The sequence below is a fragment of the Rhodovulum sp. genome (assembly GCF_011048875.1).
GTDB lineage: Bacteria > Pseudomonadota > Alphaproteobacteria > Rhodobacterales > Rhodobacteraceae > Rhodovulum > Rhodovulum tesquicola.
Genome location: NZ_DSDD01000021.1, coordinates 1 through 13,293, shown reverse-complemented (window position 1 = coordinate 13,293; position 13,293 = coordinate 1). Strand labels below are relative to the sequence as shown.

Annotated in this window: 14 protein-coding genes, 1 tRNA gene and 2 pseudogenes; 6 read left to right on the top strand and 11 right to left on the bottom strand. The window is 67.5% G+C overall.

The window, feature by feature from the left end:
* The 7 genes from ENN83_RS00850 to ENN83_RS00820 all read right to left on the bottom strand — a co-directional run.
* A partial coding sequence (locus tag ENN83_RS00850; protein WP_287182967.1) for an enoyl-CoA hydratase-related protein occupies nucleotides 1–334 on the bottom strand: 334 nt, incomplete at its 3' end.
* 11 nt (nucleotides 335–345) lie between these two features.
* Nucleotides 346–1,560, bottom strand: coding sequence for an acetyl-CoA C-acetyltransferase (locus tag ENN83_RS00845; protein WP_287182965.1), 1,215 nt, complete (start codon nucleotides 1,558–1,560; stop codon nucleotides 346–348).
* 307 nt (nucleotides 1,561–1,867) lie between these two features.
* Nucleotides 1,868–2,080, bottom strand: coding sequence for a hypothetical protein (locus tag ENN83_RS00840; RefSeq protein WP_253090222.1), 213 nt, complete (start codon nucleotides 2,078–2,080; stop codon nucleotides 1,868–1,870).
* Between the two features lie 22 nt (nucleotides 2,081–2,102).
* Nucleotides 2,103–3,881 carry an acyl-CoA dehydrogenase gene (locus ENN83_RS00835; protein ID WP_287182960.1) on the bottom strand — a complete coding sequence of 593 codons (1,779 nt, stop codon included), beginning with the start codon at nucleotides 3,879–3,881 and terminating at the stop codon, nucleotides 2,103–2,105.
* A 55-nt stretch (nucleotides 3,882–3,936) separates the two neighbouring features.
* Entirely contained in the window at nucleotides 3,937–4,332 is a 396-nt protein-coding gene (locus ENN83_RS00830) for a MerR family transcriptional regulator (protein ID WP_287182957.1), read from the bottom strand.
* 121 nt (nucleotides 4,333–4,453) lie between these two features.
* Entirely contained in the window at nucleotides 4,454–4,852 is a 399-nt protein-coding gene (locus tag ENN83_RS00825; RefSeq protein WP_287182955.1) for a MerR family transcriptional regulator, read from the bottom strand.
* Nucleotides 4,853–4,906: 54 nt separating this feature from the next.
* Complete coding sequence (locus ENN83_RS00820) at nucleotides 4,907–6,058, bottom strand: putative manganese transporter (protein ID WP_287182952.1); 1,152 nt, start codon at nucleotides 6,056–6,058, stop codon at nucleotides 4,907–4,909.
* 96 nt (nucleotides 6,059–6,154) lie between these two features.
* Here ENN83_RS00820 and ENN83_RS00815 point away from each other — a divergent pair, with 96 nt between their 5' ends.
* From ENN83_RS00815 to ENN83_RS00805, 3 genes are read left to right on the top strand one after another with little or no spacing between them, the layout of a single operon-like run.
* Nucleotides 6,155–6,589 (top strand): PaaI family thioesterase, encoded by a 435-nt coding sequence (locus ENN83_RS00815; RefSeq protein WP_287182950.1) that lies wholly within the window; start codon nucleotides 6,155–6,157, stop codon nucleotides 6,587–6,589.
* Nucleotides 6,586–7,095, top strand: coding sequence for a PaaI family thioesterase (locus ENN83_RS00810; protein WP_287182947.1), 510 nt, complete (start codon nucleotides 6,586–6,588; stop codon nucleotides 7,093–7,095). Before ENN83_RS00815 ends, ENN83_RS00810 begins: the two co-directional genes overlap by 4 nt.
* Nucleotides 7,088–8,437 carry an MATE family efflux transporter gene (locus ENN83_RS00805; protein WP_287182945.1) on the top strand — a complete coding sequence of 450 codons (1,350 nt, stop codon included), beginning with the start codon at nucleotides 7,088–7,090 and terminating at the stop codon, nucleotides 8,435–8,437. The genes ENN83_RS00810 and ENN83_RS00805 overlap by 8 nt, the downstream gene beginning before the upstream one ends.
* A 24-nt stretch (nucleotides 8,438–8,461) precedes the next feature.
* On the opposite strand, the pseudogene ENN83_RS00800 reads toward ENN83_RS00805, so the two are convergent.
* Together ENN83_RS00800 and ENN83_RS00795 are read right to left on the bottom strand one after the other, a co-directional pair.
* Nucleotides 8,462–9,504, bottom strand: a pseudogene (locus tag ENN83_RS00800) (succinylglutamate desuccinylase/aspartoacylase family protein).
* Between the two features lie 198 nt (nucleotides 9,505–9,702).
* Nucleotides 9,703–11,274: a lysine--tRNA ligase gene (locus ENN83_RS00795; protein ID WP_287182941.1), complete on the bottom strand. Its 1,572-nt coding sequence runs from the start codon at nucleotides 11,272–11,274 to the stop codon at nucleotides 9,703–9,705.
* 115 nt (nucleotides 11,275–11,389) lie between these two features.
* Between ENN83_RS00795 and ENN83_RS00790 the strand changes: the two genes are divergently transcribed.
* The 3 genes from ENN83_RS00790 to ENN83_RS00780 all read left to right on the top strand — a co-directional run bounded on the left by ENN83_RS00790 (nucleotide 11,390) and on the right by ENN83_RS00780 (nucleotide 12,409).
* A complete protein-coding gene (locus ENN83_RS00790) occupies nucleotides 11,390–11,809 on the top strand; it encodes a tellurite resistance TerB family protein (RefSeq protein WP_287182939.1) in 420 nt (139 codons plus the stop codon).
* A complete protein-coding gene (locus ENN83_RS00785; RefSeq protein ID WP_287182937.1) occupies nucleotides 11,810–12,193 on the top strand; it encodes a hypothetical protein in 384 nt (127 codons plus the stop codon). It abuts the gene before it with no gap.
* A 140-nt stretch (nucleotides 12,194–12,333) separates the two neighbouring features.
* A tRNA-Ala gene (locus tag ENN83_RS00780) sits at nucleotides 12,334–12,409 on the top strand.
* Between the two features lie 185 nt (nucleotides 12,410–12,594).
* Here ENN83_RS00780 and ENN83_RS00775 read toward each other — a convergent pair.
* Both ENN83_RS00775 and ENN83_RS00770 read right to left on the bottom strand, forming a co-directional pair.
* A complete protein-coding gene (locus ENN83_RS00775; protein ID WP_287182934.1) occupies nucleotides 12,595–12,888 on the bottom strand; it encodes a hypothetical protein in 294 nt (97 codons plus the stop codon).
* A gap of 60 nt (nucleotides 12,889–12,948) precedes the next feature.
* A pseudogene (locus ENN83_RS00770) lies at nucleotides 12,949–13,293 on the bottom strand (hypothetical protein); the annotation flags it as partial.

Below are 13,293 nucleotides of genomic sequence, written 5' to 3'. Positions count from 1 at the left end.
TGCCGCCCTTGTTGCGCTCGTCCATGCCGGCGCGCTCGATCTTGCGCAGCACGCCATGCATCGCCATCACGCCCTCGAACAGGCCGCGCGCCGGGTCGTCGCCCGCCTCGTCCCGCATCCGGGTGATGACGTTCAGATCCATCCCGCCCGCGAAATCCTTCTTGGCGCTGGTGATGACCACGCCCTTTACCGCAGGGTCGGCGAGGGCGGCGTCGATATGGGCGTCAAGCTCGTGGAACCCGGCCAGGCTCATCACATTCATGCTGCGCCCCGGCACGTCCCATGTGATGCTGGCCACGCCCTGGGCGTCCACCGCGTAGTGAAACTCAGCCATTCCAGCCTCCTTCAGACCCGTTCGATGATCGTTGCGGCACCCATTCCGCTGGCAACGCAAAGCGTGGCAAGCCCGGTCGCCTTGTCGCTGCGCTCCAGCTCGTCGAGCAGCGTTCCCAGGATGATCGCCCCGGTCGCCCCCAGCGGATGGCCCATCGCGATCGCCCCGCCGCAGGGATTGACCCGCTCGGGATCGACCTCGAAAGCCTGGATGAAGCGCAGGACGACAGCGGCGAACGCCTCGTTCACCTCGAACAGGTCGATATCGGAAACCTGCATCTTCGCATCGGCCAGGATCTTCTCGGTCACGGGCACGGGGCCGGTCAGCATGATCGTTGGATCGGTGCCGATCTTGGCCGTCGCGCGGATTCTTGCCCTTGGTTTCAAGCCATGCGCCTGCCCGAACGCGGCGCTGCCGATCAACAAGCCCGCGGCGCCATCGACGATACCCGAGGAATTGCCCGCATGGTGGATATGGTCGATCCGTTCAAGATGCGGGTATTTCATCAGCGCCACCCGGTCGAAGCCGGGCATCATCTCGCCCATCTCCTTGAAGGCAGGTTTCAGCGCGCCCAGCGTCTGCATGTCGGTTTCGGGACGCAGATATTCGTCGCGCGCAAGAATGGTCAGCCCGTTGACGTCCCGCACCGGGATCACCGAGCGGTCGAACCGCCCCTCGGCCCAGGACCGCGCGGCGCGGCGCTGGCTTTCCACGGCCAGCGCATCGGCCTGGTCGCGGGTGAAACCGTGTTGGGTGGCGATGATGTCGGCCGAAATGCCCTGCGGCACGAAATGGACCTTCATCGCGAGGCTTGGATCGACTGCAATCGCTGCCCCGTCGCTGCCCATCGCGACGCGGCCCATCATCTCGACCCCGCCCGCGATATAGCCTGCGCCCGCACCCGCCCGCACCTGATTGGCCGCCAGGTTCACCGCCTCCAGCCCGCTCGCGCAGAAGCGGTTGATCGACAGGCCCGGAATGCGCTCGTCCAGCCGCGAGGCCAGCACCGCGCTGCGCGCAAGGCAGCCGCCCTGTTCGCCGACCTGCGTGGCGTTGCCCCAGATCACATCCTCGATGCCCGCGCCGCCATCCAGCCCGTTGCGCTCGGAAAGCGCATCCAGCACCTGCGCGGACAGGCGAAGCGCGGTGACCTCGTGCAGGCTGCCATCCTTGCGCCCCTTGCCGCGCGGGGTGCGGATCGCATCGTAGATATAGGCGTCGGTCATGTCGGTATCCTCGCGGTCTGGAAGAAACGGTCGGCGTCGCGCCCGGCGGCGGCGTTGCAGGGGTATTTTCGCCAAGAAGAAACAGCCGGTCGCGCCCCGTAACCGGGCGTTAACGTTAATGCGCCAGTCTGCGAGTCGCGGTACAGGCTGGGGAGCCGATGACCGCCCAAGGAGAAGCCCCCCCGCCCGGCGCCTCCACCCCGGTATCGACCGGGGGTGCCGTTCGGGCGGGGGGAAGCCGCCCTGTCTTCTTCTTGGCGAAAATACCCACTGCGCTGCCCGCGCCATCCTGCGCGACGTCCGGGGTTCATCGCTTGCGCTCCTCAAGCTCGGCATTGAACAGCCGCAGCCGGTGGGGCAGCACCTCGGCATCCGTCACGCTGTCGAAATTCTCGAACAGGAAGGACAGCGCCTCGCCCTCGTCGAGGCCGGCATCGTTGGCGAAGCGGCGCAGCCGACGATAGGCGTCCTCGGACATGGCAACCTGAAAGCGGCGGGTCAGGCGCAGGCGTCTGGGCATCGCAATCCTCCCTTTCAGGCGGCTAGAAGGCGTCGGGGTCCAGCGCCATCACCGTTGCGGCGCCCGAGGTGATGCGCGCCAGATGCAGTCCCGTCGCGGGCAGGTGGCGGGCCATGTAATAGCGCCCGGTCGTGATCCTGGCCGACAGGAAGGCCGCATCGCCCCTTCCCGACGCCAGCCCAGCGCGCGCGGCGCGCGCGATCCGCGCCCACATCAGGCCCAGGCAGACATGGCCGAAAAGGTGCATGAAATCATAGCTGCCCGCCAGCGCGTCAGCAGGGTTCTTCATCCCCTGTTCGACGAAATAGACCGTCGCCGCCTGAAGATCCTTCGACGCTGCCTTGAGCGGGTCGAGAAAGCCCGCTTTCAGCTCGGCATCGCCCTGGTTCTCGCGGATGAAGCCTGTCACGATCTCGAAGAAATCGCGCATCGCGCGGCCGCCATCCTGCGGCAGCTTGCGGCCCACCAGATCCAGTGACTGGATGCCGTTGGTGCCTTCGTAGATCATGGTGATCCGCGCATCACGCACGAATTGTTCCAGTCCCGCGGCGCGGGTGAACCCGGTGCCGCCCAGCGTCTGCTGCGCCAGAACCGTGGTCTCGAACCCCTTGTCGGTCAGGAAGCCCTTGATGACCGGGGTCAGCAGCGAGATCAGCGCCTCGGCCCTGTCGTCGTGGCCGCGATGCGCCCGGTCGATCAGCTGCGCCCCCCAGAAGGTGAAGGCCCGCGCCCCTTCGACAAGGCTTTTCTGGTGCATCAGGTTGCGGCGCACATCGGGGTGGACCATGATCGGATCGGCCGGTCCGTCCGGGTTGGCAGGAGCCCCCAGCGCGCGGCCCTGAAGCCGTTCCCTGGCCCAGGCCAGCGCGTTCTGATAAGCCACGACGCCTTGCGCATAGCCCTGAAGCCCGACGCCCAGGCGGGCCTCGTTCATCATGGTGAACATCGCCCGCATGCCCTTGTGTTCCTCGCCCACGAGGAAGCCGGTCGCGCCCTCGTAGGTCATCACGCAGGTGGCGTTGGCGTGAATGCCCATCTTGTGTTCCAGCCCGACGCATTCCAGCGCGTTGCGCGCGCCGGTATTGCCCTCGGCGTCGGGCAGGAATTTCGGCACGATGAACAGCGAGATGCCCTTGGTGCCCGCGGGTCCGCCGGGGATTTTCGCCAGCACCAGATGGATGATGTTCTCGGTCAGGTCATGTTCGCCTGCCGAGATCCAGATCTTGGTGCCGGTGATCCGGTAGGTGCCGTCCGCCTGCGGTTCGGCGCGGGTCCTGATCAGGCCCAGATCGGTGCCGCATTGGGGCTCGGTCAGGTTCATCGTGCCCGACCAGATGCCTTCGATCATCTTCGGCAGGTACAGCGCCTTCTGCGCCTCGGAGCCGTGCACATGGATCGCCGACATCGCGCCATGGGTCAGGCCCCAATACATGTTCATCGCCATGTTGGCCGAGACGAACATCTCGCCGACCGCGGTGTTCAGCAGATAGGGCATGCCCTGCCCGCCATAGGCCGGATCGGCATCCAGCCCGATCCAGCCGCCCGCGGCGATCTGGCCATAGGCGTCGCGAAAGCCCGCGGGCGTGCGCACCGCGCCGTTGTCCAGCGTGCAGCCCTCGGCGTCGCCCGTGGCGTTCAGCGGTGCCAGCACCTCTGCCGCGATCCTGCCCGCCTCGTCCAGGACGGCCGCGGTGAAGTCGCGGTCAAGCTCGTCATAGCCGGGGATCCCGGCATTGCCGATGTCCAGAACGTCATGCAGCAGGAACTGCATCTCGTCGGTCGGCGGGGTATAGGTCGGCATCTGTCTCTCCCTTGAACGCCGCCCCTCTGCGGGGCGGACCTGTCCGGTGATGCGCCTAGCGGCGTGCGTCCCTCTCGAACTCGGCCAGCTTTTCTTCGCACAGGGCAAGCTGGTGCTGCAGTTCGGCGATGGCCTCGTCCAGGTCGGCGCGCTGGCGCTTCATGTCGGCCAGCCGTTCGTGCCCGATTGCATAGGCTTCGCGGTGCTGGGCCTCATGGCCCTGCTCCTCGTCGTAAAGCGCCAGAAGCTGGCGGATCTGTTCGAGGCTGAAACCGAAGCGCTTGCCGCGCAGGATCAGGGTCAGCCGGCCGCGGTCGCGGCGGGTATAAAGGCGGCGCTGACCCTCGCGGACCGGGTCCAGCAGATCAATGGATTCGTAGTAACGCAGGGTGCGCGGCGTTACCGAGTAAGCCTCGCACATCTGGCGGATCGAAAGCAGATCGTCGGTCATGTTCCGTCTTCTGATCGTTGGCCCTTCCCTGGTGCCGAGATGGCGGGTGAGGGTCCGGCTGGCAACCCGGATGGACCTTGACGTGCGCGTAACGCTGCGTCACGGCACCCGGTTGACTTCGCTAGCCGTCGTGACCGGACGCGCTGTCCTGGCGCGCGAGAATGGCCGAAACCTCGTCGTGAAGCGCCTGCAGCTCGGCGATCGCCCGCTCCAGATCCTCGCGCTGCGCATTCAGCGCCACAAGTTGGCGGTCGGCCAGTTCGACTGTGCGCTCAAGCTGGGCCCGGCTGCCCTTTTCGTCGTAGATCAGCAGCCATTGGCGGATTTCCTCGAGGCTGAAGCCGAAGCGCCGCCCGCGCAGGATCAGCGTCATCCGCGCTACCTCGCGGGGCGTGTAGAAGCGTGCGCGGCCTTCCTTCTCGGGGCTCAGAAGCTCGATATATTCGTAGTAACGCAGGGTGCGCGGCGTCACGTCGAACTTCGCGCACATCTCCTTTAACGACAGACGGTCGTCGGACATCGGCCCTTCCGCTTTTTCCTGTCCTCGAAAGGACTCCGCGCCCCGCGCGCCAGTCTAGTTCATGAAACCGGGTACGAAAAGGTGGAAGCCATAGGCGACCAGAAGCGCCGGGACCGCGGAATAGGCGGTGGCCAGGATCGCGGCGCGCGGGTTGATCGCGATGGCGGGAAACAGCGCGTCGCCATCGTTCGAGATCGCGTTGCCGATCAGCGCGGCAAAGGGCAGGGCACCGTTGACATAGAGCATGGTCACCAGTACCTGCGGCCCGCATCCCGGCACGAAGCCCACAACCACCGCGATCAGCGGCAACAGCGGCGCGACGGTTTGGAACCAGGCGGCGATGTCCAGCCCGGCGAAACTGGCGGCATAATCATAGGCCAGATAGCCGCCTATCACCCAGACCGAGATGAAGCTGGTCTCCTCGGCCATCCGGGTCAGCGGCGCGTCCTTCGAATTGGTCATCGCGGTGACGGGCGAACTGGCCCAGATGAACAGCCCCAGCGCCGTGCCGGTCAGGGCGATGGCGGTGACGGGCAGACCGAATACCGCTGCAATCTCGATCTGGGCAAGCTGGGCGATGCCCACGGCAAGGCCGGGCAGGGCGGGCAGCAGATAGGCCACATCGCGCGGCCTGAGCCGTCCGATCCGCGGGGCCAGCTCGCAAGAGGCGCCTTGCAGACGGGGCAGGTGGGACCGGTCGAACCGGTCGACGATCCAGCCGGTCAGGATGCCCACGGCCATCGACAGCGGCAGGATCACCGCCGCCGCATCGGGCCGTGTCGCCAGCAGCAGGAAGGCCGCATCGCCCATCGTCGCGGTCAGTGCCGCCACCACCGTGCCCATCCGCGCATTGCCCGAGGTATAGGCCGCCACAACGATCACCGCGCCGCCGCAGCCCGGCGTCGCGCCCAGCAGGGCGGCCAGCGGCACCTGCCAGCCGCGCGCGTTGCGCAGCGCATCGCCCAGGTCGAAGCGGAACAGCCGTTCCGAACCGTAGAACAGCAGGAGCGTTGCCGCCACGAAGACGCTGACCTGCACATAGGCATCGGTCATCAATTCGCGGGTCAGCCGCCCCAGCTCGCCCGGTGCCATCGCCAGCGCCAGAAGCACCAGCGCCACCCCCAGCCGCCGGGGGCGGAACCCGCCCGGCAACGCCGTGCCGAGCCGCGCAAGCCCCGTTCCGTCCTGGATGGTTCCGGTTGTCATGTCTGCCCTTTGCTGAGAATAATTCGCAATTGCAGAACTTAGCACTTGCGGGGGGCTTGGCAAGGGCCAATAAATCGGCCGGAAAGGGAGAGGCCGATGAACGAGGACAAGGCCCGGATCGCGCGGCAATTCATCGAGATGATCCCCCATTCGCGTGCGCTGAACATGCGCGTGGATGAAATCGGCGACGGCGTGGCCGAGATCTCGATGCCCTATGACCCCCGCCTGATCGGCGATCCGCAAAGCGGCGTGATCCATGGCGGCGCGGTCTCGGCGCTGCTGGACACCTGCGGCGGCGCCGCGGTGATGAGCCACAAGGACGCCGCCCCCGCGGGCACCGCCACCATAGACCTGCGCATCGACTACATGCGCGCCGCCGCCCCCGGCCAGCGGATCACCGCGCGGGCCGAATGCTACCATGTCACCCGCTCGGTCGCTTTCGTGCGCGCCATCGCTACCGACGAGGACCGCGAGAACCCGGTCGCCACCGCCGCGGGCGCCTTCACCGTCGAACACGGGGGCACGCCATGAGGCGCAAGGCCCCCGAACCCGTCCAGGTCATCAAGCAGCGGCGCGACGCGGCGCTGTCGGCGCTGGTCCATGGCGTGCCCTATGTCAACTTCCTCGGCATCGAGTTCGAGCGCCGCGGCGACGAGTTGACCGCGCTTCTGCGCTTCGACGACAATCTGATCGGCAACCCGATGCTGCCCGCCCTGCATGGCGGCGTGACCGCGGCCTTCCTGGAAGTGACCGCCATCATCGGGCTGAGCTGGGCGATCATCTGGGAGGACATGGAATCGGGCACGCTCGATCCCCTTGCGCTGACGCCCGAAACCCTGCCGCGGCTGCCCAAGACCATCGACTTCACCGTGGATTACCTGCGCACCGGCCTGCCGCGCGACGCCTATGCGCGCGCCCGCGTCAACCGCTCGGGCCGGCGCTATGCCTCGGTCCATGTCGAGGCGTGGCAGGACAACCGCGCCCGGCTTTACGCGCAGGCCACCGGCCATTTCCTGATGCCGCCCCGCAATGGCTGACAGCGCCGCCGAGGCCGCGCCTGCGCCGCCCCCGCTGACCCACCGCCGGGTCCTCGCCATCGCCCTGCCCATCGTACTGTCGAACGCCACCGTGCCGATCCTGGGCGCGGTCGATACCGGCGTCGTCGGTCAGTTGGGTGAGGCCGCCCCCATCGGCGGGGTCGGTATCGGTGCGATCATCCTGGCCGCGATCTACTGGGTGTTCGGCTTTCTGCGGATGGGCACCACCGGGCTGACCGCCCAGGCCTGGGGCGCGGGCGACCGGGCCGAGGTCGACGCGATGCTGTCGCGCGCGCTGCTGATCGGGGCGGCGGCGGGGCTGGTGCTGATCGCGTTTCAATGGCCCCTGTTCGCCGGGGCGTTCCGGATCGCGCCCGCCAGCGCCGAGGTCGAGACGCTGGCCCGCGACTACATGGCGATCCGCATCTGGTCGGCCCCCGCTGCCATCGGGCTGTTCGGCATCACCGGCTGGCTGATCGCGCAGGGCCGGACGCGGGCGGTGCTGGTGCTGCAATTATGGATGAACTCGGTCAACATCCTCCTCGATTTCTGGTTCGTGCTCGGTCTGGGCTGGGGCGTGCAGGGGGTAGCGGTCGCCACCTTCCTCGCGGAATGGACCGGGGCCGGGCTGGGGCTGTGGCTTTGCCGTGGCGCGTTCCGCAGCGCGGCCTGGCGCGAGAGCGCGCGCGTGTTCGAGCCCGCGCGCCTGCGCCACATGGCCGCCGTCAATACCGACATCCTGATCCGGTCGCTGCTGCTTCAGGCGGTCTTGGTCTCCTTCCTGTTCGTCGCGGCGGGTTTCGGCGATGTGCCGCTCGCGGCGAATCAGGTGCTGCTGCAATTCCTGGAAATCACCGCCTATGCGCTGGACGGTTTCGCCTTTGCGGCCGAGGCGCTGGTGGGCCAGGCGATGGGCGCGCGCGCCCGCGCCACGCTGCGCCGGGCCGCGCTGATGACGAGCCTGTGGGGCGTGGTGACGGTGATCGGGCTGGCGGCCGCCTTCGCGCTGTTCGGCGGGGCGATCATCGACCTGATGACCACATCGGCGGAGGTGCGCGCCGCGGCACGCGACTACCTGCCCTGGATGGTGGCCGCGCCGGTCTTCGGGCTGGCCTCCTACATGCTGGACGGCATCTTCATCGGCGCGACGCGGACGCGCGACATGCGCAATATGATGGCCGTGGCGGCAGCGGTCTATGCCGCCGCGGCGCTGGCGCTGGTCCCGGCCTGCGGCAATCACGGGCTCTGGATGGCGCTGCTGATCTCCTTCGTGGCGCGCGCGGCGACGCTGGGGCTGCGCTACCCGGCGCTGGAGGCCGCGGCGGACCGCCCGGCACGCTAGCGGCCCCCGGGCCGCGGCGGGGGGCTAGAGGATCTCGTCCTCGTCGAACAGCCGCTCGGCCTCCAGCCCCGCATTCCAGGCCCCGATCCGATCGCCCGCGCGCATCTCGGGGGCGATCGCGGCCAGATGAAAGACGGCATTGCCCTCGTTGACCACCGGCAGCACCGCGCGGCCCAGGACGATGCCATGCTCGCGGGCGCGGATCTCGGTCTCGATCTCGCCGAGGGGGGCCGAGACGACGCCCGGCACATCGCCCCTGTCGACGACGTCGCCTTCCGAGCGGTAAGGGCGCGACAGCCCCCCTGCGGCGCGCGCAGCCAGCGCGAGGAGCGGCACACAAGCGGCGCGCGGCGCGCCCGCGGCACGCCCCTTCCGCCGATCATGCCCCGGTCATGCAGCCCCCGCAGAATGCCCGCGACCCCGGCCCGCACCGCGGTCTCGTCAAAGCGCAACCCTTTGCCCGCCTCGTAAAGCAGCATGTCCACGCCCATCTCCCGCGCGGTCTGCCGGAGCGAGCCGTCGCGCAGGGCCGAGGGCAACACCACGGGCGCGGCAAAGACCGCGGCAAGGCGCAACACCTCGTCATCGCCCGGCGCCACCCGAATCTGGGGCAGGTTGGTGCGGTGCACGGCCGCCGAATGCAGGTCGATCCCCAGGTCGGCCCGCGCCACGACCTCGCGGGTCAGCAGATCCGCCAGCCGTCCGGCCATCGACCCCCCGGCCGAGCCAGGAAAGCAGCGGTTCAGATCGCGTCGGTCGGGCAGGTAGCGCGACAGGTTCAGAAAGCCGAAGGCATTCACGATGGGGATGGCGATCAGCGTGCCCGCCAGCGCCGCCAGCGCGGGCAGGCTCAACAGTCGGCGCACGATCTCGACCCCGATCACCTCGTCGCCATGGATGCCCGCGGTCACGAAGACCCCCGGCCCCGGACGGCGGCCATGGATCACATGGGCGGACATGGTGACCGGCGTGTGATCCGACAGCACCGAAACCGGCAGATCGACCGTCCGCCGCGTGCCCGCAGGCACCAGCGCATCGCCGAGCGCAAAGCCCGGGCGCGGGGTCATGGGGCAGGGGGCCGGACCCGTGCATTCTCATGCGTTACGCGTGACGGGGAATTCTGGCAAGAGACCGCCGCCCCCTCGCCATTGTCGCACTCTCCGATGGCGCCCCCCGGGGGATGCGGGCCAGGACCAGCCGACTGTCCTTCTTCTGGCCGCAAATATCCCGGGGGGAGTCCGCAAGGACGGGGGGCAGCGCCCCCCTTACCCGCGCGCCAGCGCGCCCTCGATCAGCCGCACGGTCTCGTCCACGCCGTAAAGCGCGATGAAGCCGCCGAAGCGGGGGCCCTGGCTGGCGCCCAGGATCACCTCGTAAAGCGCCTTGAACCAGTCGCGCAGGTTCTCGAAGCCGTGCTCGCGGCCGACGGCGAAGACCAGGCTTTGCAGTTCTTCGGCGTCCAGCCCGCCCTGCCAGCCCCTGAGCCTTGCCACCAGATCCTCCATCGCGGCGCGCTCCTGCGCGTCGGGGGCGCGGAATTCCCGTGTCGGGGCGACGAAATCGCGGAAATAGCGCACCGCGAACCCCGCCGCCGCGTCGAGATCGGGATGGGTCTCGGGGCTGGCCTCGGGCGCGTAGCGGCGGATGAAGCCCCATAGCCCCGCCTTATCCTCGACGCCTGCGACCGAGGCCAGGTTCAGCAGCATCGCGAAGGGCACGACCATCCGGCTTTCGGGCGGGGCGCCATTGTGGATATGCCAGACCGGGTTTTCCAGTTGCGCCTTCAGTTCCTGGTCGGGGAAGGCGCGCAATTGCCGGTGATACTCGTCCACCGCCCTGGGGATCACGTCCCACCACAGCCGCTTGGCCGTCTTGGGCTTCTGATACATGAAATAGGACAGGCTTTCGGTCGCGGCATAGCTCAGCCACTCGTCGATGGTCAGCCCGTTGCCCTTGGACTTGGAAATCTTCTCGCCATTCTCGTCAAGGAACAGCTCATAGGTGAAATGCTCGGGCTTGCGGCCGCCCAGGATCTCGCAGATGCGGTCATAGATCGGCGTGTTGGTGGAATGGTCCTTGCCATACATCTCGAAATCGACATCGAGCGCGGCCCAGCGGGCGCCGAAATCGGGCTTCCATTGCAGCTTGACGTTGCCGCCGGTCACCGGAAGCGTCCATTCCCGCCCGTCCTCGTCGTCGAAGATGATCGTGTGGTTCACCGCATCGACATGCTTCAGCGGCACATACAGCACCCGGCCGGTTTCGGGATGGATCGGCAGGAAGACCGAATAGGTCTGCTGGCGTTCCTCGCGCAGCGATTTCAGCATGACCGCCATCAGGTCGTCATAGCGTTCGGCCGCCAGCCGCAGCGTGTCGTCGAAGGCGCCGGTCCTGTAGAACTCGGTCGCGGAGTAGAACTCGTACTCGAACCCGAAGGTGTCCAGGAACCGGCGCAGCATCGCGTTGTTGTGATGCCCGAAGCTTTCGAACTCGTCGAACGGATCGGGCACGGATGTCAGCGGCCGTTGCAGATGCTCGCGCAGCATCTCCTGGTGGGGCACGTTGCCGGGCACCTTGCGCATCCCGTCCAGATCGTCCGAGAAACAGATCAGCCGCGTCGGGATATCGCTGATCGCTTCAAAGGCGCGGCGGATCATCGTGGTGCGCAGCACCTCGCCGAAGGTGCCGATATGGGGCAGGCCCGAGGGGCCATAGCCCGTCTCGAACAGCACATATCCCTTCTTCGGCGGCGCCTTCTCGTAGCGCTTGACCAGCCGGCGGGCCTCTTCGAAGGGCCAGGCTTTCGCGCTCATCGCGGCGTCGCGCAGTTCGGACATCTTTCGTTGCCTTCCTGAAGGGCCGGACCCCGTGCCCGGCAAGCCCCGTGTCCTATTGCCCGTTCGGCCCCGCGTCAATATTCTGCACCGCGACATCCCCCGAGGAGAGACCCCCATGCGCCCCGAACCGCCCATGACCGCCCAGGATGCGCTGATCGCGATCATGGTGGCGGTCTCCGCCTCGGACGAGACGATCCGCACCGCGGAACTGGTGACAATCGAGCGGATGGTGAACCACCTGCCGATCTTCGCGGAATACGACCAGGACCGCATACGGGTGGTGGCGCAGACCGTGTTCGACCTGTTCGGGGAATACGAGGGGCTCGATGCCCTGTTCGGCCTCGTGCGCGACGCGCTGCCCGAGAAGCTGCACGAAACCGCCTATGTGCTGGCCTGCGACGTGGCCGCGGCCGATGGCAGGCTCGGCGAGGAGGAATTGCGGCTGCTCGCCGAAATCCGCTACGAACTGAATATCGACCGGCTGGCCGGGGCGGCCATCGAACGCGCCGCCCGGGCGCGCCACATGGTTCTCTAGATGAACGCAGCCGACGGGTTCGCGTTCGACCGGCCCGAGCGGTTCTGGCCCTTCGCCGACCGCTTCGTGGCCGCTTCGCGGGTGGTGATCGACCGCCCCCGCGGCAGTGCCCACCCGCGCTTTCCGCAGATCCTCTACCCGTTCGATTACGGCTATCTCGACGGCACCACCGCCATCGACGGCGGCGGGGTGGATGTCTGGTGCGGGTCGGGTGACCGCGCGCGGGTCGGGGGCGTTCTGGCGTCTCTCGACCTGACGCGGCGGGATGGCGAGTTGAAGCTGCTGCTGGGGTGCAGCCCGGCCGAGATGGAGACCATCCGGCTGTTCCACAACCAGGCCGACTGGGTCGCGGGCGCCCTGATCCCGCGCCCCGAAGGGCTCTAGCAGGTCGCGCATCGCCCGTGATGTCGTCCCTGCCGGCACCGGCGTAACGACAACCGCCACCATGCGCATTTTTTCGCTTGATCTCCCCCCCCCACTTCCCTAGAGAGACGCACGCGGCGCAACCGGGCCGCATCCAGGTCGGGGCCATAGCTCAGCTGGGAGAGCGCTTGCATGGCATGCAAGAGGTCAGGGGTTCGATCCCCCTTGGCTCCACCACCCCTCACCTTCACGGTTCGAGACAGGTAACCTTCTGGAAATGAAGGTGTATTACACAAAGGTGTTGCGCTGAGGCTTTTCGGGGGGGCGCCTCGTGAAGATGTCCGGAGATACCCGGGTCTTCCGTCTCGGTTCTCTGTCTGCGACCATCGCGCGGATTTCCCCCAAGCTCGCCTGACATTGCCTCATGCAGGATCAGGGTAGAGCCGCTGGCCGATCGGCCAGGTTCCGACCCGGGCGGTGCGATGCAGCCATCGGTTCTCGGGGGCCTTCCACGTCTCGGCGGGGCGTATGACCACATTGTGCTTCCGCTCTGCCAGAACCGTTTCGTCCGCGGGCGGGAAGAGGCGCTGGGATTGCCAGGCCAGCATGATCCGCGCCTCGTCCTCGAACAGGGAGTCTGTGCGGCCAAGGCCGGTGACGTCTGCCACGGCGACCACGGTCTCGCGCGGCCTGGCTGCGTCTTCCTCGTAGCGCAAGGACAGGAAACGGTCCGGTTGCGCAGCGCCCCAGTCGGAAAGTCGAGTCTGTCGGCCCGCTCAGGTCCGCATGTTTCGGAGGACCGCGAAATGATCCGGCTTCTTCCTGAACCAGCTGCAAGCCACGGCCCTCGGATCCCGGAGCAGATTGATCACATAGAGGTCGACGTCCCGCATCAGGCCGAAGGCGAGCGCGATCTCGGGCGATTTCGAACTGTCGACGAACGATGTCGCCCCGGTCCTTTCGGTGATGCCTTGAAGAAGAAGCTGCAGGGCGGACTGAACCGCCGAAATCCACATCCGCGTCGCACTCATCAACCGCTTCAATGCTCTCGGCACCGCCGAGATCGTTCGCGTGGCCTGAACCGGAAGGGGAAAGAGGCCCTCACGTCGAAGGCCGCCTTT

Coding starts and splice junctions, on each gene's coding strand:
- ENN83_RS00845 (WP_287182965.1), bottom strand. CDS start 1,560: ATGACCGACGCCTATATCTACGATGCGATCCGCACCCCGCGCGGCAAG.
- ENN83_RS00840 (WP_253090222.1), bottom strand. CDS start 2,080: ATGCCCAGACGCCTGCGCCTGACCCGCCGCTTTCAGGTTGCCATGTCC.
- ENN83_RS00835 (WP_287182960.1), bottom strand. CDS start 3,881: ATGCCGACCTATACCCCGCCGACCGACGAGATGCAGTTCCTGCTGCAT.
- ENN83_RS00830 (WP_287182957.1), bottom strand. CDS start 4,332: ATGACCGACGATCTGCTTTCGATCCGCCAGATGTGCGAGGCTTACTCG.
- ENN83_RS00825 (WP_287182955.1), bottom strand. CDS start 4,852: ATGTCCGACGACCGTCTGTCGTTAAAGGAGATGTGCGCGAAGTTCGAC.
- ENN83_RS00820 (WP_287182952.1), bottom strand. CDS start 6,058: ATGACAACCGGAACCATCCAGGACGGAACGGGGCTTGCGCGGCTCGGC.
- ENN83_RS00815 (WP_287182950.1), top strand. CDS start 6,155: ATGAACGAGGACAAGGCCCGGATCGCGCGGCAATTCATCGAGATGATC.
- ENN83_RS00810 (WP_287182947.1), top strand. CDS start 6,586: ATGAGGCGCAAGGCCCCCGAACCCGTCCAGGTCATCAAGCAGCGGCGC.
- ENN83_RS00805 (WP_287182945.1), top strand. CDS start 7,088: ATGGCTGACAGCGCCGCCGAGGCCGCGCCTGCGCCGCCCCCGCTGACC.
- ENN83_RS00795 (WP_287182941.1), bottom strand. CDS start 11,274: ATGTCCGAACTGCGCGACGCCGCGATGAGCGCGAAAGCCTGGCCCTTC.
- ENN83_RS00790 (WP_287182939.1), top strand. CDS start 11,390: ATGCGCCCCGAACCGCCCATGACCGCCCAGGATGCGCTGATCGCGATC.
- ENN83_RS00785 (WP_287182937.1), top strand. CDS start 11,810: ATGAACGCAGCCGACGGGTTCGCGTTCGACCGGCCCGAGCGGTTCTGG.